We start from the raw sequence: 19,892 nt of genomic DNA on the forward strand, positions 1-19,892 counted from the left end.
GTCAGAAACCGCTCGCCCCGGCGGCCTTGGCGAGCTGGGCGAACTGATCCTGGGTGGCCGAGGCGACCTTCTCCGGCGTCATGGTCCCGGTGATCATGTCGGCCAGGTTCAGGTACAGGTCCGGGTTGGCCACCGCCAGCGCCTGCATCGACCCGACCGCGGTGGGCAGCGCGGCGTGCACGTCCAGCAGCGCCTGCGGCACGCCCGCCGGGCTGGGCACCGACGGCTCCAGGGAGACGGTGTTGCGGTCGGCGACGAAGTCCTTGTAGCCGGGCCCCATCCAGTACGCCAGCAGCTGCCGCGCCGCGGCCTCGCGCTTGGCGTCCCCGGTCTTGAACGCCACCAGCGCGTTCGACTGGTCGGGGATGAACGTGCCGACGTTCCCCGACGGCGAGATCGGGAAGAAGCCGATCTTCTTGTTCAGCGTGGCGGTGTCGGCCGAGGCCTGCAGCTGCCCGAAGAACGAGTTCACCTGCACGACCATGGCCGCCTTGCCGGCCAGCAGCGCCGCGCCCTGGTCCTCGAACTTCGCGGTCTTGATGTCGGAGTTGAACAGCCCCTCGTCGATCAGCGACTTGTACGTCTTGATCGCCCCCACGACGGCCGGGCCGTTGAACGTCTCCTTGCCCGTGTTGATCCGCTCCCACAGGCCGTCCTTGGCCGCGTCCGCGAGCTGGACCTGCACCCACCACTGGGTCGCCCACTTGTCGCCGGCCATCTCGAAGAACGGCGTGACGCCCTTGGCCTTCAGCGTGCGCCCCAGCTTCACCATCTCGTCGAAGTTCTTCGGCGTGCTGGTGATCTTGTTGGCGGCGAAGACCTCCTTGTTGTAGTAGACGCCCTCGACCGCGGGGCTCGTGATGAGGGCCGCGTACCGGGCGCCGTCCAGGATGCCGGTGATGTCCTTCAGGTCCGGCGACAGCTGCGCCAGCCACGGCGCGTCGTTCAGCGGCTGGAGGTTGGCCTTGGCGTTGATCGCGGTCAGCATGGACGCGGTCGGCTGCCAGAACGCCAGGTCGGGCTTGTCGCCGGTGGCGACCTTGGTCTGGATGCCCTGCTCGTACGGGTCCGGGATCGTCACGACCTCGACCGCCGCGCCCGTCGCCTGCTGGAACCCGGCGATGACCGCCTTGGGCACGGTGTTGCTGTTCTGGGCGGCCCAGATCGTCAGCTTGACGCCGTCGAGCTTGGTGGCCGGGTCGGGCCAGGCCGCGGCGGTGGCGGGCGCGGCGGAGGAGGTCTCGACGGAGGGGTCGCTGCACGCGGCGAGGCCGAGCGCGAGCGCCGTCGCGACGGCGGCGGCCGTCCAGGTGGTCTTCATGGTGGTCTCTTTCATGAGGCGGTGCGGATGCGGAGGATCCGGGCGGAGTGGGGCTCGTCGCAGCAGGGGGTGAGCGTCAACACGCCGGTGCCGGGCTGCCAGTCGCGAGCCCAGTCCGGCAGGTGCCGCGGGTAGATCACGTCGATCTCGACCGCGCGGCCCGCCAAATGTGGCAGGTCCAGCCGTACGGGCTTCGCCCCGTCGCGTCGCCATACGCCAAGGTATGTGACGTCGGCCGTCTGCAAACCCAGGGCGAGGTGGCGGTCGCCCCAGCGTGGCAGCCCCAGCGGCCACACGGGCGTCGCGCGGGCCAGGTCCGCGCGGATCTCCTTGTGGACGCGTACGGCGTCGCGGACCGAGTCGAGCTGGGCGGGGCTCATCCCGTCCAGGTGGCCGGACAGGTAGAGCCGCCCCAGCATGCCGGTGCACAGCGCGAAGGCGATCTCCTCGTCCGACATGTCGGGCTGCGGGTACGCCCAGCTCGCCGACTGCTCGGGCAGCACGGACATCGGCGCCGACACCGCGATCGGCGGGTAGAGGCGGAAGTCCTGCTGGTCGCTGGTGGACTGCAGGTGCAGCCGGGACAGCATGGCGTAGTCCATGCGCATGGCGCCCGACGCGCAGTTCTCCAGGGTGAGGCCCGGATGGCGCGCCAGGACGCCGTCCAGCCAGGCCAGGTGGGCCCGGTTGCAGGCCAGCAGCCCGTCCCCGGCGCTGTCGGCGTCCAGGTCGGTGCCCGCGCCCGGGTCGATGTTGTAGTCGAGCTTGAAATAGCCGACGCCGAGCTCCTCCACCAGCCGGTCCACCACCTGGTCCAGGTGCGCGATCGCGCGGGGATGGCGCAGGTCGAGGTGGTAGCGGCCGTGCTCGACCAGGCGTACGCCGCCACGCTGCAGGAACGCCTCGGCGGGCAGCTTGTCGGCCATGGGGCTGCGGACGCCGATCACCTCGGGTTCGAGCCACAGCCCCGGCACCATGCCGTGCTCCCTGATGCGGCCGAGGACCTCCTCGATGCCGCGCGGGAAGCGCGTCTGCGACGGCTGCCATTCGCCGACGCTGTCCCACCAGGTGCCGCCGTCGTCGTACCAGCCCGCGTCCACGCAGAACGTCTCGGCCCCGGCCGAGGCGGCGGCGTCGATCAGCGGCAGGAGCTTGGCCGTGGTCGGGTCGCCCGACAGCGTGTTCATGTAGTCGTTGAACACCACCGGCAGCCGCTCCCGGTCGGGGTGCGGCCGGACGATCATCCGCCGGTGCGCGGTGAGCGCCGCGGCCGCCCCTTCCAGGCCCGCGCCGGACACCGCCACCGACACCGGCACCGTGGTGAACGATTCGCCGGGTTGGAGCAGGTGCTGCCACTGGTGGTCGATGTCGGTCGGGCCGAGCAGCGCGACATACGGGTCGTCGAGCCGCTCGCCGACCTCCCAGCGCCAGGCGCCGTTGTGCTCGATCTGCCACAGCCACGCCTGCCCGCCGGCGCGGTCGATCAGGCCGCCGGTGGGCAGGTGGGAGCCGGTCGACCAGGTGCCGGTGCTGACGACCGCGAGCCGCCCGCGGCCGTCCTGCCCGTGGCCGCCCAGGCGGAGATCGGGTACGGCCTGCCCGCGCAGGGCCTCGCGGACCCAGCGGCTCTCGCCCAGCCATTCGCTGTCGGCCCGTACCACGTCCAGGTCGTCCACCGCCCCCGCGAAGGCGGCGGCGAACGACGTGACGCCCAGCAGCAGCCGGGGGGCCTGGCCGCGGTTGGTCACCCGCGTCCAGACCTGGAACGCGCTGACGCCCTCCGCCGAGCGCAGGAACACCTCGGAGCTCAGCCCGCTCCGCGCGTCGTGCAGGTCGAGCTGCAGCACGTGCCACGCCCCCTCCCTGCGCTGTTCGCAGCCCCGGTAGGCCAGGCGCAGGCCGACGGCCGTCCGGGAGAAGCGGTGCGAGGCCCGCGCCCGCCCCTCCTCCGGGACCAGCAGCTCCACCAGCGGCTGCGTCGCCCTGGGCAGGTGCGCCGTGGCGGCGTCGCCGCCGGACAGCGACCGGACGCCGACCGGGCCGTCGGGTGAGACGTCGAGCACGACCCGCAGGCTCGGGTGGCCCCAGACGACGCTGGTGTTCATGGATCTCCTCTGCTGCTTCTTACCGATCGGCTTGTCTCAGCCGACCGGCTTGGCGATCTGGATGCGGTCGATGTCGGGCGCGTAGCCGGTGGAGGAGTTGCCGAACGTGATCGTGTTCGCTCCGGCGGCCAGGGTGACGTCCACGACCGTGGTCCGGTAGTTCGACCAGCCCAGCGTGTTGCGGAAGTAGTGCCGCTGGGCCGCGCCGCCGTTGACCGAGATGTCGGCGTAGCGGTCGACGATGTTGCTGTTGTAGTTGGTGGCGCCCTCCCCCAGCTCGCCGTTGGCGTACGTGACGACCAGGCGGTAGCGGCCGGCCGAGGCGGCGGTGACGTTGTTGAAGCGCAGCGTGTTGGCCGCGCCGGCGCCGACATATCCGACGTACTTCCCGCCCGAGGCGGCGGAGTTGGCCGCCACCCTGGCGGCGCCGCCGAGCGTGTTGGCGCTGGACTCGGCCTCGTACGCGGTGATCGTCCCCGTCGTCGCCGACACGTCGAGGTAGTCGACGTTGACGCCGGCGGCGCTGACCTCCAGGCGGTTGATCCCCGCGGTCAGGAACACCTTGGTGGTGACGGTGCTCCAGCTCGCGGCAGCGGGCAGGCTGACGTCGGTCAGGTCGGAGCCGTTGAGCCGCAGCTTGGCCGTGCGGGCGGCGGAGGCGGAGTAACGCAGGTCCACGTTGTAGTAGCCGTCCGAGGGGGCCGTGACCACGAACTTGGCGCCGCCGTCCGCGGAGGAGACCGGGCCGTAGGTGATCGCGCCCGGCGCGGCGGCGTACTCGGCCTCGTAGCGGGAGCCGGCGGTCGGGTCCTTGTCCGGGGTCACGATCACCTGGTACGCCGAGGAGCCCTTCAGCCCGGTGAGCGGGATCGTGATCTGGCCGCCGGACGGCGTGAAGTCCGCCTCGGTGACCTTGTACGGGCCGGGGGAGGGGTTCAGCCCGGTGTTGTCCACGCCCCAGACGGCGGCATGGACCGTGGTGCCCAGGGCGCCCGGGATGCCCTTGACGACCAGGTTGGTGTCGTACGTGCCGCTGGCCGGGTTGTTGCCGCCGAAGATCACCCTGGCCTGCTTCTTGCCCTGGTCGAGCGCGGCCAGGACCTGGAGGGAGCCGTCGGGAGCGGGTGGGGTGACGGCCACGGTGTTGCCGGTCAGCTCGCCGTACCACTTGTACAGCCACCAGCCGCCGGTCGCCTGGTTGTTCCTGGTGACCAGGTCGTTGAGCCCGCCGGCCGTCGTCCAGTACGCCAGGCAGCCGTCGACCTTGCTGTTCTCGAACTTCGCCACGAACTGCACCAGGTTGCCCGGCACGCCGAGGTCCCCGGAGAAGCGCCCGTACTCGTTGATGGTGATCGGCCTGGGGGAGATGCCCAGGCTGGACTCGATCGCCCGGTAGTCGGCGTGGTGGGTGTGCCAGCTGGTGAAGAAGTCGTCGCCGAGCTCGTGCCAGGTGGTGACGTCCGGCAGTACGGCGTTGTCCCGGGCGAACTGCATGAACGTCCGGATGTCGGCCGAGCGGTAGCTCGCGAAGTTCGGGCCCGCGATGCGGGCGCCGGGGTCGAGGGAGCGGATCCGGCGGTAGACGGTCCGGTAGTCGTTCATGAACCCGGCGAGGTTGCCGCCGTACCAGATCTGGTCGGGCTCGTTGAAGGGGACGTAGACGTACGAGGTGCGGTACGGGTCGGCGACGACCTTCCTGACCATCGTGTCCACCTTGGCCAGGTAGTCGTTGATGCCCAGGTTCTCGTACGGCCACTGCTTGTAGACGTCCTGCATGTAGATCTGGATCTCGCGGCCGCCGGCGCGTTTGAACATGGGGGCGATCTTGAGCGCGTCGCCGTTCGGGTGTTGCAGGCCGTCAGGCGCCTTCTGGGCGGTGACCTGCGGTTTGAGGGCGGCGAGCATGGTCTCGTTCGGGATGCCCTCGTCGCCGAGCCCGTACAGGAAGCCGGTGGCTCCGTACCTGAGCGCGCCGGTCGAGCTGCCGAGATCGACGACGAGCTGAGACGCGGCCTGGGCGGGGGCGGCGTGCACGGCACCCGTCAACAGGACCACCGCCAGCATCGCTGACCAGGCATGTTTCCTCCTCATGGCGAGACAACCTCCTTGCGTGCTGCGGGCGTCAGAGCCCTTGGGGGGACGTGGAGGTGCGCAGATGTGACCGGTCACATTTCTTGTTGCCTGAGTGTGACCGCTCACATTGCCGAGGAGAAGACCCTGTTACCAGGTTGTTACCGGCAAATATCGACCGAGAGTCCGCCGCGTGCGCGGGATGCGGCCCGGTGGCTCTCTCGGTGCTCCGCGGCGGAGCCGCTCAGGGAGTTTCCTGTTCGTACACGGCCTGGGCGGCGAGGATGTCACCCGCATGGTCCCGGATCCAGTCGGACAGGGTCTGGAGCGGCTCGGTGATCCCCTCGCCGAGGGCGGTCAGGCCGTAGCTGACCTGTGGCGGCGTGGTGGGGGTGACCGTTCGGCGGACGAAGCCGTCGCGTACGAGAGTGCGCAGCGTCTGGGACAGCATCTTCTCGCTGATCCCCTCGATCTTGGTGCGCAGTTCGTGGAACCGCAGCGGGCCACCGCGGACGGCGGTCAGCACGAGCACCGCCCAGCGGCTGGTGACGTGGTCGAGCACCATGCGCGCCGGGCAGTCCCTGTGAAACGCGTCACTCATACGTCGTGCCACCCCTTGACGAGCAGAAAGCCGACGGCAGGGTATGGAGCTTACCAAAAGGTAGGTACTTTCTCCTGGAATGCTCAATACCTAGAGTCTGCCACCGAAGCCGTAGAGCAGAGGAGGCATGACATGCGACGCATCGCACTCATCACCGGCGCGGGGCGCGGTATCGGTGCCGCGACGGCACATGAGCTGGGCCGTCGCGGTTTCCATGTGATCGTCAACTATCGCGCCGACACGTCGGCGGCCGCCTCGGTGGTCAAGCAGATCCAGGCGGCCGGCGGTACGGCGCAGGCTGTCCAGGCCGACGTCCGCGACCCTGGCCAGGTGGCCGAACTCGTCGAGGCCTGCGCGCGGGTGGACGCGCTGGTCTGCAACGCCAACATCCCCCCGCCGTTCGGCCCGCTGGCCGAGATGCCGTGGGAGGACTTCGCCGGCAAGGTCACCGGGGAGCTCGCCGGGGTCTTCCACATCACCCAGCGGGCACTGGACCGCATGCGCGAGCAGGGCGACGGCCGAATCGTCTACGTCTCCAGCCTCAGCGCCGAGCTGGTACGTCCGGGCGCGGTCGCGCACGCGACGGCGAAGGCGGCGCTCAACACCTTTGCCCAGCACGTCGCCGCCGAGGCCGGTGCCTGGGGAATCCGGGTGAACACCGTGGCGCCCGGCGCGGTCCGTACCGAGGCCAGCGCCATGATGCGAACGCCCGAGACGGAGGCGGCGCTGGGGCGCCGCTCGGTCCTCGGCCGGGTGCTCGATCCTCAGGATGTCGCCGCGGTGATCGGCTCCATTCTCGACGGCGGGTTCGACGCCGTGTCCGGCGCCTGCATCCCGGTGGACGCGGGCTACCGGGTCCTGTCCGGCTGACGGCCCTCGCCCGCGCCGTACTCGTCGTGCCAGTTCCACCACTGGTACGGCGGGGTCTGGGGATAGCCCTCGGGAGAGTCCTCCCACTCCTCCTGCCGCCCGAGCGCGGTCATGTCGAGGTAGCTCCAGGTGCTCCCCAGCGCCTCGTCGCCGCGGTCGTTGATGAAGTACGTGCGGAACACCCTGTCGCCGTCGCGGATGAACGCGTTGGTGCCGTGCCACTCGTTCACGCCGAAGTCGGCGTCGAAGTCATCGGTCAGGGTGTACCAGGGCATCGTCCAGCCCATCCGCGCCTTCACCCGCGCGATGTCCGGCTGGGGCGCGCGGGAGACGAACACGAGAGTGGTGTCACGCGCGTTCAGATGGGCGAGGTGCCCGACATGATCGGCCACCATGGAACACCCGACGCACGCGTGATCGGGCCAGCCGTGCACGCCGGGATCGAAGAAGGCGCGGTAGACGACCAGCTGGCGACGGCCCTCGAACAGGTCCGGCAGGCTCGCCTTACCCGCCGGCCCGTCGAACTCGTAGTCTTTCTCCACCTCCAGCCACGGCATCCGCCGGCGCTCCGCGGCCAGCGCGTCCCGGGCGTGGGTCAGCTCCTTCTCCTTGACGAGCAACCGCCGGCGCGCTGCCTCCCACTCCTGCGGCGTGACGATCGCGGGTGTCTTCATGGTGTCGTTCACCTTCCCGTCCAGTTCCGCGTACCCCTCCCCATCCCCGTCGGGATGATCCTTCAACGCCTCCAGCGGGCCGTCCCGGTCGCGGGGCCCGCATCGGCGCGGAAACGCCGCCCCGATAGCGCACCCGCCACAACGCTTTTGCGTCATCATGCGGACATATACCTTTTGAGCAGCCGAGTGGATCCTCCCTGACCCCAGGAGAAGATTGCCTCATGTCCGGTCCGCGCCCGTTGGCCGAGAACGATCCCCGGCAGATCGGGGACTATCGACTGATCGGCGTGCTGGGCGTGGGCGGGCAGGGGGTCGTCTATCTGGGGCAGGCCCCCTCGGGCCGGCAGGTGGCCGTCAAGACGCTGCACGCCCGGATGGCCTCCGAGCCCGAAGCCCTGGACCGGTTCCTGCGCGAGACCGAGATAGCCAGGTCGGTGGCGGCGTTCTGCACGGCGCGGGTCGTCCACGCCGGGATCGCCGACCGGGCGCCCTACCTGGTCAGCGAGTACGTACAGGGCCCGTCCCTGGACGAGCTCGTGACCCGGGAAGGGCCGCGCACGGGCGGCGGGCTGGACCGGTTGGCGATCACCACCCTGGTCGCGCTGGACGCGATCCACCGGGCCGGCATCGTGCACCGGGACTTCAAGCCCAGCAACGTGATCATGGGCCAGGAGGGCCCCGTCGTCATCGATTTCGGCATCGCCCGGGTACTGGACCACTCCACCACGGGATCCGGCCTGGTCGGCACCCCGGCCTACCTGTCGCCCGAACAGCTCAACGGAGAGCCGGCCGGGGCCGCCTCGGACGTGTTCGCCTGGGCCGCGACCATGGTGTACGCCGCCACCGGGCACCGGGCCTTCTCCGGCACGGTCACCGCGGGAGTCCTCAACGCGATCATGACCCGCGAGCCCGACCTGGCAGGCGTCCCCGACCGCCTCCGTCCCCTCCTGGCCGCCGGCCTGGCCAAGGACCCCGCGTCCCGGCCGAGCATCACCGACCTGTTCACCGCGCTCACCCACGAGACCCCCCTCCAGGACACGGGTTACCGGCGTCCCGCACCGCCGCCCGAAAACGCCCCGCGCCGCCGCCGTCAACGTCCGCCCGGCTTGGCGAAGGTGTTCGCGGCGGCCGCCGTCGTCCTCGCGATCCCCGTGGCCTTATGGCTGGCGTCCGTCCTGGCCGGGAGCCTCCCCGGCACCCCCCTCTCCACCGCCGGCGCGAAGCCCTCCACGACGGGCGCGCCGTTCGGCACCCTGATCCGCGAGCCCGTCAACGGCTGGCAGCCGTGGGTGCTGTCACTGGCCGTCGGGCAGTGGGACGGCCGTCCCGTCGTCGCCTCTGGAGGCTACGACGGCACGGTGCTCATATCGGATCTCGCCACCGGCGCACCCCTCCACTCCCCGTTCGCGGGGCATCAGGGTCCGGTCTGGTCGGTGGCGACAGGGCAGGTGAGCGGCCGACCGGTCGTCGTCTCCGGTGGTCGCGACGGCACCGTACGCGTCTGGGACCAGACCACCGGCGAACCGATCGGCAAACCCTTCCAAGGCCATCGGGGCTCGGTCGAATCGGTGGCGGTCGGGCAGGTGAACGGCCGCCCCGTGGCGGTGTCCGGCGGTCTCGACGGTACGGTGCAGGTTTCGGACCTGGCCACCGGCGACCGGGTCGGCGACCCCGTCGGCACCGGCCGCGGCTGGGTGCTCTCGGTGGCGGTGGGCGAGGTGAACGGCCGCCCGATCGTGGTCTCCGGGGACGTCGACGGCACCATCCTGATGACGGACCTGGCCACCGGCACTCCCATGGCCAGACGCGTCAACGCTCACGACGGGCCGGTCGAATCGGCGACGGTGGCGCGACTCGACGGCCGCCCGGTGGCGATCTCGGGCGGTGGGAAAGGCGATCACACCGTACGCGTCTGGGACCTGGCCACGGGCGAACCGATCGGCCGGCCCTTCAGAGGCCACCGGAGCTGGGCGCTCGGCCTGGCCGCTGCGCAACTGAACGACGGCCGCCCGATCGTGGTCTCCGGCGGCTACAACGACCAGACCGTACGGGTGTGGGACCTGGCGACCGGCAAGCCGATCGGCGAACCCTTCAAGGACCACGTGGGCCTGATCGAAGCGGTGGCAACCGGCCACCTGGACGGCCGCCTGGTGGCGGTCTCCGGGGGCAACGACGGCAAGGTCCGGGTCTGGAGCCTGAGCTCCCCGTACCCGTCTCCATGAACGGATTCCATTGTCCTGCCGCGTTCACGCCGCCGACCCGCGGTCTCGGCCGAGCTCCTGTGAAGGAGCCGCTACCCGAGGCAGTCCTGAGCGGTCAGGACCAGGGTCACACCGAGGACCATCCTCTTCGACACGAGGAAGACGTAGGACGCCTTGGGGTTGCCCGGGACGGTGGCGAAGGTGCCGTACAGCGCATTCTGCTTCAGGTTGGGGTAGGCGGCCTTCAACTGCGCGGGAGTGGCGCCTATGCCGATGCCCTGCGGCGTTTTGACGCCGCGGCCCGGCGCGGAGATCGTGACCACGCCCTGCTTCTTCGAAATGTACATCCCTGCCCGGTTGCCGCTGTACCGCCGCTCCTTCAGGTCATAGGTCGAGCACGTGGTGGGGACGTTGATGGTCTTGCGAACGATCCTCCCGGTCGCCCTGGCCCGCGCCTCCGTCATCCCGAGCTTGATGTTGCCGTACCCGAACGGTCCTAGCGTCCTCTTCTGGGCGGTGGCAGCGGCGTTCGCCGCGGGAACGACGCCTGCCATCATGACGCCTGCGGCCAGCGCCGTGACCAGCGCCGACCGGCCGATTCGTTGGGCTTTGGACTGTTTCACAGCACTTCCTCCGTGATCATGGCTGCAAACTGTAGCCCGAACGCGGCGGGGAGTGCCGGTGATTGACGAGATCATCAGATGTCTTCGCGAACGTTGAGGTGCGCGTCCCGTACCACCGGCGCTGTGGCCCCCGTCCGTCTCGTCGACCTGGCTTCAGAGACGGCCCGGTCGCGGTGCTTGGGGACGGGGTCGTGTCCCCAGCAGCGGCAGCCACACCTCGTCCACGATCTCGACGATCGACTCGTCCGGCACCGCGCGCATCGTCGTGAGCAGGTCGTGGCGCAGCAGGTCGAACGGCAGGTTCACCACGCGGGACGGGCGCGGCACGTCGGGCAGCTCGCCGCGCCCGACCGCGTGGGCGACGATCGTCTCGAAGGCGGTCGCCTGGCCCGGCGGGAGGAGGGTGCGGCGCAGCTCGCCGAAGCTGGTGCCGGCGTCGCGGAAGTAGTCCGCCAGCTGCACGCTCATGAACGTGATCGTGGGCGCGCGGTCGGCGTTGGCGTTGCGCAGGAAGCCGATCGCGTCGTCGCGGAGGCTGCCGGTGTCGGGCACCGCGATCGGCTGCCAGAACCTGGTGAGCGTGGCCAGCAGCAGGTCGTCGCGCTGCGGCCAGCGCCGGTAGAGCACGGGACGGCTCGTACCGGCGCGGGCGGCGACCGCTTCGTAGGTGAAGCCGTGGTATCCGTGCTCGATCAGCACGTCCCACGCGGCGTCGAGGATCGCGCCCTCGAGTTCGGAGCCACGGCGACGGGATGCGCCGCCGTCGGTACGGCGTTCCGCCGCCTGCGCCCCGATCGTCCCGCGCTCATCCGCGACCCGCTCGTACTTAGGATCCACTTGCGTATCTTATCGCGGTGACTTACGGTGTCCGCCGTTAGATACAGCTGCGTATCCTAAGGAGGCGTCAGTGATGTTCGACGTCATCATCGTCGGCGGTGGACCCGCCGGCCTCTTTCTGGCCTGCGAGCTCCGCCTCGCGGGAGCCCGGCCCCTGGTGCTGGAACGACGGCCGGAACCGGACCCGGCAGACAAGGCACACGGCCTCGCCGGCCAGGTCGTGCGGTTACTGGACAACCGCGGCCTCTTGGAACGCTGCGGGGGCCGAGGGGCACCGGTGCCTGCGCCCGGGTTCTTCTTCGGCGGGATGCCCCTGCCGCTGCACGTGCTCGGCAGCGAGAACCCGATGTATCTCCTGCCGGTCAACCAGCGTGACCTGGAACGGGTGCTCGGCGAGCGCGCGGCAGAACTTGGCGCGGAGGTCCGGCGAGGTTGGGACGTGCTGTCCTTCAGCCAGAACGACGAACAGGTCGACGTCGTGGCACGCGGCGCGGACGGAACGGAGACGACCTTCACGACCCGATACCTCGTCGGCTGCGACGGCGGCCACAGCCTGGTTCGCAGGCAGGCGGGAATCGCCTTCCCCGGCACCAGCGACGACAACATCGTCGACCGGACGGCCCTCATCGGGCCGAGCGACCGCTTCCGTTTCGCGCCGGGGGGACGGGTCGTGATCGAGGGCCTCGGCGAGATCCCGGCGCACTTCCACCGTACCGAGCGGGGCGTTTTCACGCTCCTCGCGCACGACCCGGAGCGGCCGCTGGTCAACACCGCCGAATGGGAAGATCACCCGGCAGGCGATTTCCCGGGGCCTGGCGCGCCGATGACGATGGCCGAGATGGAGGACAGCGTCGAACGGGTCCTCGGAGTGCGCCTGCCCCTGACTGCGCCGCCCGAGGGTGCGCCTACCTTGCTTCGCCGCCAGTGCGGCCGCAACTCGCGGCTCGCCGACCGCTACCGCGACGGCCGAGTCTTCATCGCCGGCGACGCCGCCCACGTCAGCCACGGGCCGACCCTGAATCTGGCGCTGCAGGACGCGGCCAACCTGGCCTGGAAACTGGCCGCCGCACTGCAGGGCTGGGCCCCGGAAGGCCTGCTGGACAGCTACGGAGCCGAACGCCACGCGAGCGGCGAACGCGTGCTCATGCACACGCAGGCCGCGACCGCCCTGATGGCACCCGGAGGCGATGTCACCGCCCTGCGCCTGCTCTTCGCCGAACTCCTCGGCCGCACCGAGAACCTGCACCTGGTCGCCGCCCTGCTGGCGGGCGCCGATGTCCGCCACGACACGGGCGAGGAACACCCCGCCGCGCCCACCGGCTGGTTCGTACCATCCCTTGAGCTGACCACCGGCGACGGACACGCGCGGCGCCTCGCCGAGCTCCTGCGCGACGCCCGCCCCCTGCTTCTCGACCTCACCGGCGGGAACGACCTCGCCGCCACCGCAGAGCCCTGGAACGACCGGGTGCGCCGCGTGACCGCAACCGCCGCCGACGCCCCGGCGCCCGCAATGCTCATCCGGCCGGACGGCTACGTCGCCTGGGCGGGCGCGGACCCCGACAGTCTGAAGGCGGCCCTCACCCGCTGGTTCAGCCCGGGCTGAGTTCCGTCGTCCGTGACCCAACGGTGGCCCGAGGGCGAAGTTCGGGCGGTCTACTTCCCGTCGGAGCCGGGCCGGTACGGGAACCGCGTCACCCAATGCGGGAGGTCGCGTTCGACGTCGCTTCGCTGCTGGAGTCCCGCCTCGAACAGGTGCCTCGCGATGTGCTGCTGGGCCGGACGGGTCACCGCGGCCCAGAAGGCATCCATCTGGTCCTTGAACTCGGCCTCGGGCCGCTGCGTGGCGAGGTTGACGAAGTGCTTGATGTCCCTGATCGTCTGCAGGTCGAAGGAGGCGACGCGGGACGCGAACGCGTCGACGAAGCCGTCGAGGTCGTCGTCGGGCAGGGCCCGGTTCACGTATCCGTACATTTCAGCGAGCGCGCCGTCATAGTCGAGCCCGCCGAAGAGGATCTCGAAAGTCCGGCCCCGTCCGACCAGGCCGGGCAGACGCGTGGCGGGTCCGCCACCCGGGACGGCGGCCATGCCGATCTCGAACTGGCCGACGATGGCCTTCTCCCGGCTGGCGAAGCGGATGTCGGTGGCGAGGAGGAATTCGCTCCCCGCACCGCGTGCCCTGCCCCTGATGGAGGAGATGGTCGCCACGGGGAGGGAGCTGAGACGGGTCAGCAGCGCAGTCCACGGGTGGACCTCCTCCGGATGGGCCAGGACGCGCTTCACCTCGTCACTGTCGGACAGGTCGTAGTGGGCCAGGTAGAAGTCGGGGTCGGCGCTGTCGAAGACGATGGCCGCGAGACTGTCGCTCGCCTCGGCGCGCGCGAACAGGGCATTCAACTCGCTCGTCATCGTCGCGTCGACGAGATTGACGGGAGGATTGTCGAACGTCACTCGCCACAATGCGGCTGAGTGCTCGGTCAGGGTGAACCGGCTCGGTGAGGTCATGGACCTGACGCTAGGCTCTGGCGGCCAAATGCCGGTTCAGCCTCGCTGCCTTTTCATTCTCAAAGGTCTGCAGGTCGGCAAGGCTTTCAGGCGCGCCGGGAAACGCCGGGTGAGCGGTCGGTCTCGCGTTCGTAAGCCCTTCATCATTCGCCGGTGAATATCCGGTCCCGGCTACCGTCGGAAACTCGGCGCCTGGCAAAAAGAGAACAATATCGGCATGGGAGGCTTTCATCCGGCACATCACGCCGGACATAAAATGCTGTAGACGTAGGACGGGGAGGCGGTTGTCCGATGGCGAAGCTACTTTTCGTGATGACCGGGACGGCGTACTGGACGCTCAAGGACGGCACCAGGCATGCGACGGGTTACTGGGCCGAGGAGTTCGCGGCCCCGTACAAGGCGCTCACCGACGCCGGCCACGAGATCGTCGTCGCCACGCCCGGCGGAGTGGTCCCGACCGTCGACATGATGAGCCTGCGCCCCGAAATGGCCGGTAGCGCTCAGATCGCTCTCGACCTGGAGGCGATCATCCGCTCCGCGGAGGAGATGCGGCGGCCGATCCGGTTGGCGAACGCCCGGCTGGAGGACTACGACGCGGTCTACCTCCCCGGCGGCCACGGCCCCATGGAAGACCTGTGCGTCGACGCGGACGCCGGCCGGCTGCTGACCGAGGCGCTTGCCTCCGGCAAGCCCCTGGCCGTCGTCTGCCACGCCCCGGCGGCGATGCTGGCGACCAGGATCCGCGGCGTGTCGCCCTTCGCCGGCTACCGGGTCACCGCGTTCACCAACGAGGAGGAGAACGCGGTCGGTCTCGGCCCCAAGGCCCGCTGGCTGTTGGAGGACGAGCTCATCGACCTGGGCGTCGACTTCACCAAGGGCGAGGTGTGGAAGCCGTACACGGTGGTCGACCGCAACCTGTTCACCGGCCAGAATCCTGCCTCGGCAGCCGTCCTGGCCGACCGGCTGCTCAAGGCCCTCTCGTAGGCCTAGATGGGCAGCATCCGCATCAGGGTGTTGCGCGGCCCTGCCAGGCGACCGGCTCCCGCCAGGCGGGTCATCCAACTGGAGGCGGTGACCATCCGCTGGGCGGCCGGGCGCCGCCGTGCGTCATAGGAGAGCAGCGCCTTCGCCACGTCGCCGGGGTGCGTACGCAGGCAGCTGGCGAGCTCGACCGCGTCGAGCAGGGCCTGGCAGGCGCCCTGCCCCAGCGCGGGCGTCATCGCGTGGGCCGCGTCTCCTATCAGCGCCACGTTCCCCGTGACGTAGGACCCCAGCGGTGGCGCCAGGTCGTAGACCTCGTGCCGCAGCACGGCGTCCGCCTCGGCGGCCGCGAGCACGCGGGGGATGGGGTCGTGCCAGCCGGCGAAGCGTGCGCGCAGGTCGTCGAGGCTCTCGCGAACCCCTTCCGGGGTGCGTACGGGCGCGTACCAGTTTGTCACCCCCGGAGCCTGCGGCGTCATCCCGAACATCTGCCCGCGCCCCCAGGTCTCGCCGTAGTCCTGCGGCTCGAAGCCCTTGATCACGCCGCGCCAGGCGACGATGCCCGCGTATCGGGGACGGGTCGCGGCGCCGAAGAACGCCTGACGCACCGCGCTGCGCACCCCGTCGGCGCCCACGACCAGGTCGTAGTCGGCGCGTAGTGCGGCGGGATCGGTGATCTCCACGCCCGTGCTGATCGTCGCCGCGTCCACCTGCTGCACCAGCATCTCGATCAGCGAGACCCGCGACAGCATGCGGACCGGCGCCCCTCCGCGCCGTTCGATGCGCTCCAGCGGCAGGTCGGCCAGGCGCCTGCCGTGGGGGGTGCGGATCTGCGCGCGCCGGTAGGGGACGGTGCGCTCGCGCAGTTGCTCGCCCAGCCCCAGACGGCCCAGGCCGGCCTGGGCGTCCGGGCGGAGGCCCAGCGCCGTGCCTTCGGCGACGACCCGAGGCCATCGCTCGAAGATCGAAACATCCCAGCCGATCGCGCGCAGTGCGATCGCGGTCGTCAGCCCGCCGACCCCGGCGCCGACGACGACAGCTCTTTTCATCTCAATCACCACACATGTGGTACCACGGCTATGGTGATTACACAAAGGCGGGAGGATGGGGGCCATGGTGGAGAACAGGGACCGCCGCGACCGGTTGCGCGACGCGGCTATCGAGGTGCTGGCAGGGGAGGGTGGCAGAGGGCTGACCCACCGTGCGGTGGACCGTGCTGCCGAGTTGCCGGAAGGCACGGCCAAGAACTACTTCCCGACCCGCGACAGCCTGCTCCAGGCCGCCGCCGAGCGGTGCGTCGAGCGCTACTGGAGTGAGCTGCAGCAGGCCGAGATCGACACCCCCGACCAGTTGCTCGCGTTGCTGCGCCTGATGATCGAGCGGGCGATGACGGTGAACCGGTCCCGGGTTCTGGCCTACATCGAGCTGCACGCCGAGGCCGCCAGGAATCCCCAGGTGCAGGAGACCCTGGCCCGGCTCTCCCGCGCCGACCTCGACCTCCACCTGGCCGCCCAGCAGGCCGCTGGCCTCCCGGTCACCCGTGAGAGCGCCGCCATGGTGACCCTGGCCGTCAACAGCGCCTTGACCTACCTGCTCACCCAGCCGCCCGACGTGCTCGCCTCCTACGGACTCGACGACCTCGACCGATTCCTGAGCCGCCTCATCGCCTCCGCCTACCCCCGCCACCGAAGCTGACCGGCGACCTGGGCTGAGCCGGCCGTACCCGTGTCATCCGCCGACCGGCTGCAGGGCGCCGGCGTGCGCGGCGGCAAGCGTGACGCGCACCGCCTGGTCGGCGGTCGTCTCGTCGACCGGTTCGGCGGTGATGAGCAGGCGCAGGTAGATCGGTGCGGCCAAGGTCTTCAACAGCTCGGCGGGGTCGGTGCCGCCGGGAAGTTCGCCGCGCTCGATGGCGCGCGTGACCACCGGTTCGGCTCTGGCGAGCCGGTCCTCGAACACGTGACGCCGGGCTGCGGCGATCTCCGGAAGATGGGCGGCCCCGGTGAACATGGCGGCGAGGATGGCCTGCCCGGTCGGGCTGGTGAACGCCTGGGCGAGCGAGCGCGCCAGCGCCCGCAGGTCGGTCTCGATCGCTCCGCTGTCAGGGACGGGGATGTCCAGCGCCATGTGCTCGGACAGGGCGTCGGTGAGCAGGCTCTCTCGATCTTTCCACCGCCGGTACACCGTCGTCTTGTGGACTCCGGCGCGCTGGGCGATGTTCTCGATGGTCAATGCGGCGTAGCCCTTGTCCACGAGCTCGGCGAGCGTGGCGGCGTGGACGGCGGCACGTACTTTGGCGCCGCGGCCGACCGGCCTGGCGGTGGAAGGATCGGACTGCATTGCAACTCCAAGTTGCGATATTCGGAGGGTGCTGACAGGATGAATGTATCGCAACTCGAAGTTGCGATACATGCGACCGCATCCCCTTGAGGTGGTACATCATGCGCAACTCTCCCTCCGGGACTCTCCGTGCCATCCCCGACCAGACCGGGCGCGTCGCCGTGGTGACCGGAGCCAACAGCGGCATCGGCTACGTCACCGCCCGGGAGTTGGCCCGTCGTGGCGCGTACGTCGTGCTGGCCTGCCGCGACCCCGAACGCGGCCAGGCCGCCCTCACCCGCATGCGGGGTGAGGTGCCCGGCGCTCGCGTGGATCTGCGCCGGGTGGACCTGGGCAGCCTGGCCTCCATCCGGGAGTTCGCCGCCGGTTGGGACCGCGGCCGGATCGATCTGCTGGTCAACAACGCCGGGGTGGCGATGGTGCCGTACGCGCTGACCGTCGACGGGTTCGAGTCGCAGTTCGGCGTCAACCACCTGGGCACCTTCGCCCTGACCGGTCTGCTCCTGCCGCATCTGCTCGCCGCGCCCGATCCGCGGGTGGTCACCGTCAGCAGCGAGGGCCAGCGCTTCGCCCGCTTCGACCTGGCCAACCTCAACGCCGAACGCGGCTACCGGACGGCGTTCGCCTACGTGCAGTCCAAGCGGGCCAACCTCTACTTCGCGATGGAACTGCAGCGCCGGGCCGACGCCGCCGGACAGCGGCTGCGCAGCATGGCAGTCGCCCCCGGGCTGACCCGCACCAACGTGCTCACCGGCGGCGCCAACAGCGGCAGGGGACGGCTGTATGCGGCCCTTGCCCGCCTGCTGGTGCGCGTGGCCTTCCGGCCCACTCCGGAAGGGGCGAAGACCTCCCTGTACGCGGCGACCGCGCCGGATTTGCCCGGCGGCAGCTACATCGTTCCCGACGGGCCGCTGCAACTGCGCGGAGAGCCCACCGGTCGCACTCGTGAGCGCGCCATCCGCGACACGGCCACAGCCGCACGCCTGTGGCAGTTGTCCGAACGCCTGACCGGCGTCACCTACGCTCTGTCCGCAGCCACCGTGGATAGGGTGCGGGGGTGAGCGCACCCCGAGCCTCCTGGCGTAACACCACCCACGACTGGGCGGCCGACGTCGACCTCGGCCACCTCGCCCGCATCCGGGAGAACCCGGACGAGTTCGCCCCCGGCGGCGTCCGGCACCTGATCCTCGAAGTCCTCGCCTACCCGGCCGACGAGGCGGCGAGCACGGGCGCCGGACGCTGCACCGTCACCCTCCACGCCGGCGGCTCGGTGTCCGTGGCCGACGAGGGGCGAGGCACCGACACCCGGTTCGACGAGCAGGGGCGGCCGGTGAAGAAGCCCGTCATGGCGTCCAAGGACCTGCGTTTCTTCGACGACCCGGGCGCGGAGGTGCTTGCCGACGGGCATCCGCGCCGCGGCATGTCCGTCGTCGCCGCGCTCGGCGAGTGGCTTGTCCACACCAACCGCCGCCTGAACGGGTCCTGGACCCAGCGGTACGAGCACGGCGTCCCCGTCACCGGCCTGGAGCCCATCGCCGGCGACGGCACCACGGGGACGACCGTGCACTTCCTGCCCGGCGCGCACCTGCTCCCGCTCGCCGACGACCTGCGCCGCTTTGCGGGCGTATGGCCTGGCCTGGCCGTGCTCGTCGACGACCGCCGTGGTGGCTGACTCCGTGCCGTCTTCCGGGTCAAGACCAACCCGTGCCCGGTCGAGCTGGGCGAAGGCCCTTCACGGGCTCGTCGTCAGCGCCGGGTTCGTTTCGACAACGCCGTCCAGCACCTGATCGATGCGCTCCATAAGGTCGGCGTCGAGCCGGACCTCGGCCGCTTCGACGTTCTCCCGCACCTGCTCGGGCCGCGATGCCCCGATGATCGCCGAAGCCACGTTGGGGCGCCGCAACACCCAGGCGAGCGCGAGCTGTCCCAGCGACAGCCCGGCCTCATCGGCCAGAGGACGCAGCCGCTGCACCCGTACCAGCACGTCCTCGCGCAGGAAGGGCTGGATGAAACTGCCCGCACCGTTCAGGTCCGCGCCGCGCGACCCGGCGGGCGCCGGCTGCCCCGGCCGGTACTTGCCCGTCAGTACGCCCTGCGCGACAGGGGACCAGGCGAGCTGGCTGAGCCCTTCCCGTTCGCACGCCGGCACGACCTCGGCCTCGATCACCCGCCACAACGCGCTGTACTGCGCCTCGTTGGAGACCAACGGCACGTGCAGTTCCCGGGCGAGCGCGGCGCTCCTCGTGATCTGCTCGGCCGTCCATTCGGAGACGCCGACGTAGAGCACATGGCCCTGCCTGACCAGATCGGCGAACGCCACCATGGTCTCCTCCAGCGGCACCGTCCGGTCGAATCGATGCGCCTGGTACACATCGAGATAGTCGGTGCCCAGCCGCCGCAGTGACGCGCGTGCCGACTCCATGACGTGCTTGCGGCCCAGACCTTTGTCATTGGGCCCGCCCGGCCCGGTGGGCCAGAACACCTTCGTGGATATCTCCAGGCTTTCCCGCCGCTGTCCTTTCAGCGCGCGGCCGAGCACCGACTCGGCTGCGGTGTTCGCGTACGCGTCCGCGGTGATGAATGTGGTGATGCCCGCGTCCAGCGCCGCCGTGACGCACGCTCGCGCACGTTCTTCCTGGTCGGGGGCATCGTACGCGAGCCAGTGGCCGTAGGAGATCGCGCTGACGGACAGGCCGCTACGGCCTAGACGACGAAATTCCATGCATTTACGGTAGCGCTTCATGTTGACCACTCGGGACTTTATCGA

Annotated in this window: 18 protein-coding genes; 7 read left to right on the forward strand and 11 right to left on the reverse strand. The window is 70.3% G+C overall.

Annotation, left to right across the window (positions count from 1 at the left end; genetic code table 11):
- Window position 1: 1 nt before the first annotated feature.
- From AB0J87_RS50870 to AB0J87_RS50885, 4 genes are all read right to left on the reverse strand, one after another.
- A complete protein-coding gene (locus AB0J87_RS50870; RefSeq protein WP_363979943.1) occupies window positions 2-1,321 on the reverse strand; it encodes an extracellular solute-binding protein in 1,320 nt (439 codons plus the stop codon).
- 11 nt (window positions 1,322-1,332) lie between these two features.
- Window positions 1,333-3,426, reverse strand: coding sequence for a glycoside hydrolase family 36 protein (locus AB0J87_RS50875; RefSeq protein WP_363979946.1), 2,094 nt, complete (start codon window positions 3,424-3,426; stop codon window positions 1,333-1,335).
- Window positions 3,427-3,462: 36 nt separating this feature from the next.
- On the reverse strand, window positions 3,463-5,517 hold the full coding sequence (locus AB0J87_RS50880; RefSeq protein WP_363979949.1) for a CBM35 domain-containing protein: 2,055 nt from the start codon (window positions 5,515-5,517) through the stop codon (window positions 3,463-3,465).
- Window positions 5,518-5,740: 223 nt separating this feature from the next.
- Window positions 5,741-6,097, reverse strand: a complete 357-nt coding sequence (locus AB0J87_RS50885; RefSeq protein WP_363979952.1) for a helix-turn-helix domain-containing protein — start codon at window positions 6,095-6,097, stop codon at window positions 5,741-5,743.
- A 132-nt stretch (window positions 6,098-6,229) separates the two neighbouring features.
- Here AB0J87_RS50885 and AB0J87_RS50890 point away from each other — a divergent pair, with 132 nt between their 5' ends.
- Window positions 6,230-6,967: an SDR family oxidoreductase gene (locus AB0J87_RS50890; RefSeq protein ID WP_363979955.1), complete on the forward strand. Its 738-nt coding sequence runs from the start codon at window positions 6,230-6,232 to the stop codon at window positions 6,965-6,967.
- Here the strand turns inward: AB0J87_RS50890 and AB0J87_RS50895 are convergent.
- Window positions 6,946-7,641 (reverse strand): DUF899 domain-containing protein, encoded by a 696-nt coding sequence (locus AB0J87_RS50895; protein ID WP_363979957.1) that lies wholly within the window; start codon window positions 7,639-7,641, stop codon window positions 6,946-6,948. The genes AB0J87_RS50890 and AB0J87_RS50895 overlap by 22 nt on opposite strands.
- 221 nt (window positions 7,642-7,862) lie before the next feature.
- Here AB0J87_RS50895 and AB0J87_RS50900 point away from each other — a divergent pair, with 221 nt between their 5' ends.
- Complete coding sequence (locus AB0J87_RS50900) at window positions 7,863-9,863, forward strand: serine/threonine-protein kinase (protein ID WP_363979960.1); 2,001 nt, start codon at window positions 7,863-7,865, stop codon at window positions 9,861-9,863.
- A gap of 71 nt (window positions 9,864-9,934) precedes the next feature.
- On the opposite strand, the gene AB0J87_RS50905 is transcribed toward AB0J87_RS50900, so the two are convergent.
- Window positions 9,935-10,465: a hypothetical protein gene (locus tag AB0J87_RS50905; protein WP_363979963.1), complete on the reverse strand. Its 531-nt coding sequence runs from the start codon at window positions 10,463-10,465 to the stop codon at window positions 9,935-9,937.
- Between the two features lie 153 nt (window positions 10,466-10,618).
- Window positions 10,619-11,302, reverse strand: a complete 684-nt coding sequence (locus tag AB0J87_RS50910) for a TetR/AcrR family transcriptional regulator (protein WP_363979966.1) — start codon at window positions 11,300-11,302, stop codon at window positions 10,619-10,621.
- 73 nt (window positions 11,303-11,375) lie between these two features.
- On the opposite strand from AB0J87_RS50910, the gene AB0J87_RS50915 reads away from it, so the two are divergent.
- Window positions 11,376-12,905, forward strand: coding sequence for an FAD-dependent monooxygenase (locus tag AB0J87_RS50915; protein ID WP_363979969.1), 1,530 nt, complete (start codon window positions 11,376-11,378; stop codon window positions 12,903-12,905).
- Between the two features lie 50 nt (window positions 12,906-12,955).
- Here AB0J87_RS50915 and AB0J87_RS50920 read toward each other — a convergent pair whose 3' ends face one another.
- Complete coding sequence (locus AB0J87_RS50920; RefSeq protein ID WP_363979972.1) at window positions 12,956-13,804, reverse strand: enoyl-CoA hydratase/isomerase family protein; 849 nt, start codon at window positions 13,802-13,804, stop codon at window positions 12,956-12,958.
- A gap of 291 nt (window positions 13,805-14,095) precedes the next feature.
- Here AB0J87_RS50920 and AB0J87_RS50925 point away from each other — a divergent pair, with 291 nt between their 5' ends.
- Window positions 14,096-14,788 carry a type 1 glutamine amidotransferase domain-containing protein gene (locus tag AB0J87_RS50925; RefSeq protein ID WP_363979975.1) on the forward strand — a complete coding sequence of 231 codons (693 nt, stop codon included), beginning with the start codon at window positions 14,096-14,098 and terminating at the stop codon, window positions 14,786-14,788.
- 2 nt (window positions 14,789-14,790) lie between these two features.
- Here the strand turns inward: AB0J87_RS50925 and AB0J87_RS50930 are convergent, their stop codons facing one another.
- On the reverse strand, window positions 14,791-15,834 hold the full coding sequence (locus AB0J87_RS50930; protein WP_363979978.1) for an FAD-dependent monooxygenase: 1,044 nt from the start codon (window positions 15,832-15,834) through the stop codon (window positions 14,791-14,793).
- A 64-nt stretch (window positions 15,835-15,898) separates the two neighbouring features.
- On the opposite strand from AB0J87_RS50930, the gene AB0J87_RS50935 reads away from it, so the two are divergent.
- Window positions 15,899-16,480 (forward strand): TetR/AcrR family transcriptional regulator, encoded by a 582-nt coding sequence (locus tag AB0J87_RS50935; RefSeq protein WP_363979981.1) that lies wholly within the window; start codon window positions 15,899-15,901, stop codon window positions 16,478-16,480.
- 33 nt (window positions 16,481-16,513) lie between these two features.
- Here the strand turns inward: AB0J87_RS50935 and AB0J87_RS50940 are convergent, their stop codons facing one another.
- Window positions 16,514-17,197 (reverse strand): TetR/AcrR family transcriptional regulator, encoded by a 684-nt coding sequence (locus AB0J87_RS50940; protein ID WP_363979984.1) that lies wholly within the window; start codon window positions 17,195-17,197, stop codon window positions 16,514-16,516.
- Window positions 17,198-17,226: 29 nt separating this feature from the next.
- Between AB0J87_RS50940 and AB0J87_RS50945 the strand changes: the two genes are divergently transcribed.
- Complete coding sequence (locus AB0J87_RS50945) at window positions 17,227-18,186, forward strand: oxidoreductase (RefSeq protein WP_363979987.1); 960 nt, start codon at window positions 17,227-17,229, stop codon at window positions 18,184-18,186.
- Window positions 18,183-18,797 (forward strand): hypothetical protein, encoded by a 615-nt coding sequence (locus AB0J87_RS50950; protein ID WP_363979990.1) that lies wholly within the window; start codon window positions 18,183-18,185, stop codon window positions 18,795-18,797. Before AB0J87_RS50945 ends, AB0J87_RS50950 begins: the two co-directional genes overlap by 4 nt.
- 60 nt (window positions 18,798-18,857) lie before the next feature.
- Here the strand turns inward: AB0J87_RS50950 and AB0J87_RS50955 are convergent, their stop codons facing one another.
- Window positions 18,858-19,847, reverse strand: coding sequence for an aldo/keto reductase family protein (locus tag AB0J87_RS50955; protein ID WP_363980579.1), 990 nt, complete (start codon window positions 19,845-19,847; stop codon window positions 18,858-18,860).
- Window positions 19,848-19,892: the final 45 nt, after the last annotated feature.

Source organism: Nonomuraea sp. NPDC049625, from assembly GCF_040675285.1.
Classification (GTDB): Bacteria; Actinomycetota; Actinomycetes; order Streptosporangiales; family Streptosporangiaceae; genus Nonomuraea; species Nonomuraea angiospora_A.

What these genes read in the sequence shown, in the direction of transcription:
- AB0J87_RS50875 (WP_363979946.1), bottom strand. Translation starts at nt 3,426, where the DNA reads ATGAACACCAGCGTCGTCTGGGGCCACCCGAGCCTGCGGGTCGTGCTC.
- AB0J87_RS50945 (WP_363979987.1), top strand. Translation starts at nt 17,227, where the DNA reads ATGCGCAACTCTCCCTCCGGGACTCTCCGTGCCATCCCCGACCAGACC.
- AB0J87_RS50880 (WP_363979949.1), bottom strand. Translation starts at nt 5,517, where the DNA reads ATGAGGAGGAAACATGCCTGGTCAGCGATGCTGGCGGTGGTCCTGTTG.
- AB0J87_RS50935 (WP_363979981.1), top strand. Translation starts at nt 15,899, where the DNA reads ATGGTGGAGAACAGGGACCGCCGCGACCGGTTGCGCGACGCGGCTATC.
- AB0J87_RS50920 (WP_363979972.1), bottom strand. Translation starts at nt 13,804, where the DNA reads ATGACCTCACCGAGCCGGTTCACCCTGACCGAGCACTCAGCCGCATTG.
- AB0J87_RS50930 (WP_363979978.1), bottom strand. Translation starts at nt 15,834, where the DNA reads ATGAAAAGAGCTGTCGTCGTCGGCGCCGGGGTCGGCGGGCTGACGACC.
- AB0J87_RS50870 (WP_363979943.1), bottom strand. Translation starts at nt 1,321, where the DNA reads ATGAAGACCACCTGGACGGCCGCCGCCGTCGCGACGGCGCTCGCGCTC.
- AB0J87_RS50955 (WP_363980579.1), bottom strand. Translation starts at nt 19,847, where the DNA reads ATGGAATTTCGTCGTCTAGGCCGTAGCGGCCTGTCCGTCAGCGCGATC.
- AB0J87_RS50940 (WP_363979984.1), bottom strand. Translation starts at nt 17,197, where the DNA reads ATGTATCGCAACTTCGAGTTGCGATACATTCATCCTGTCAGCACCCTC.
- AB0J87_RS50915 (WP_363979969.1), top strand. Translation starts at nt 11,376, where the DNA reads ATGTTCGACGTCATCATCGTCGGCGGTGGACCCGCCGGCCTCTTTCTG.
- AB0J87_RS50885 (WP_363979952.1), bottom strand. Translation starts at nt 6,097, where the DNA reads ATGAGTGACGCGTTTCACAGGGACTGCCCGGCGCGCATGGTGCTCGAC.
- AB0J87_RS50925 (WP_363979975.1), top strand. Translation starts at nt 14,096, where the DNA reads ATGGCGAAGCTACTTTTCGTGATGACCGGGACGGCGTACTGGACGCTC.
- AB0J87_RS50890 (WP_363979955.1), top strand. Translation starts at nt 6,230, where the DNA reads ATGCGACGCATCGCACTCATCACCGGCGCGGGGCGCGGTATCGGTGCC.
- AB0J87_RS50900 (WP_363979960.1), top strand. Translation starts at nt 7,863, where the DNA reads ATGTCCGGTCCGCGCCCGTTGGCCGAGAACGATCCCCGGCAGATCGGG.
- AB0J87_RS50895 (WP_363979957.1), bottom strand. Translation starts at nt 7,641, where the DNA reads ATGAAGACACCCGCGATCGTCACGCCGCAGGAGTGGGAGGCAGCGCGC.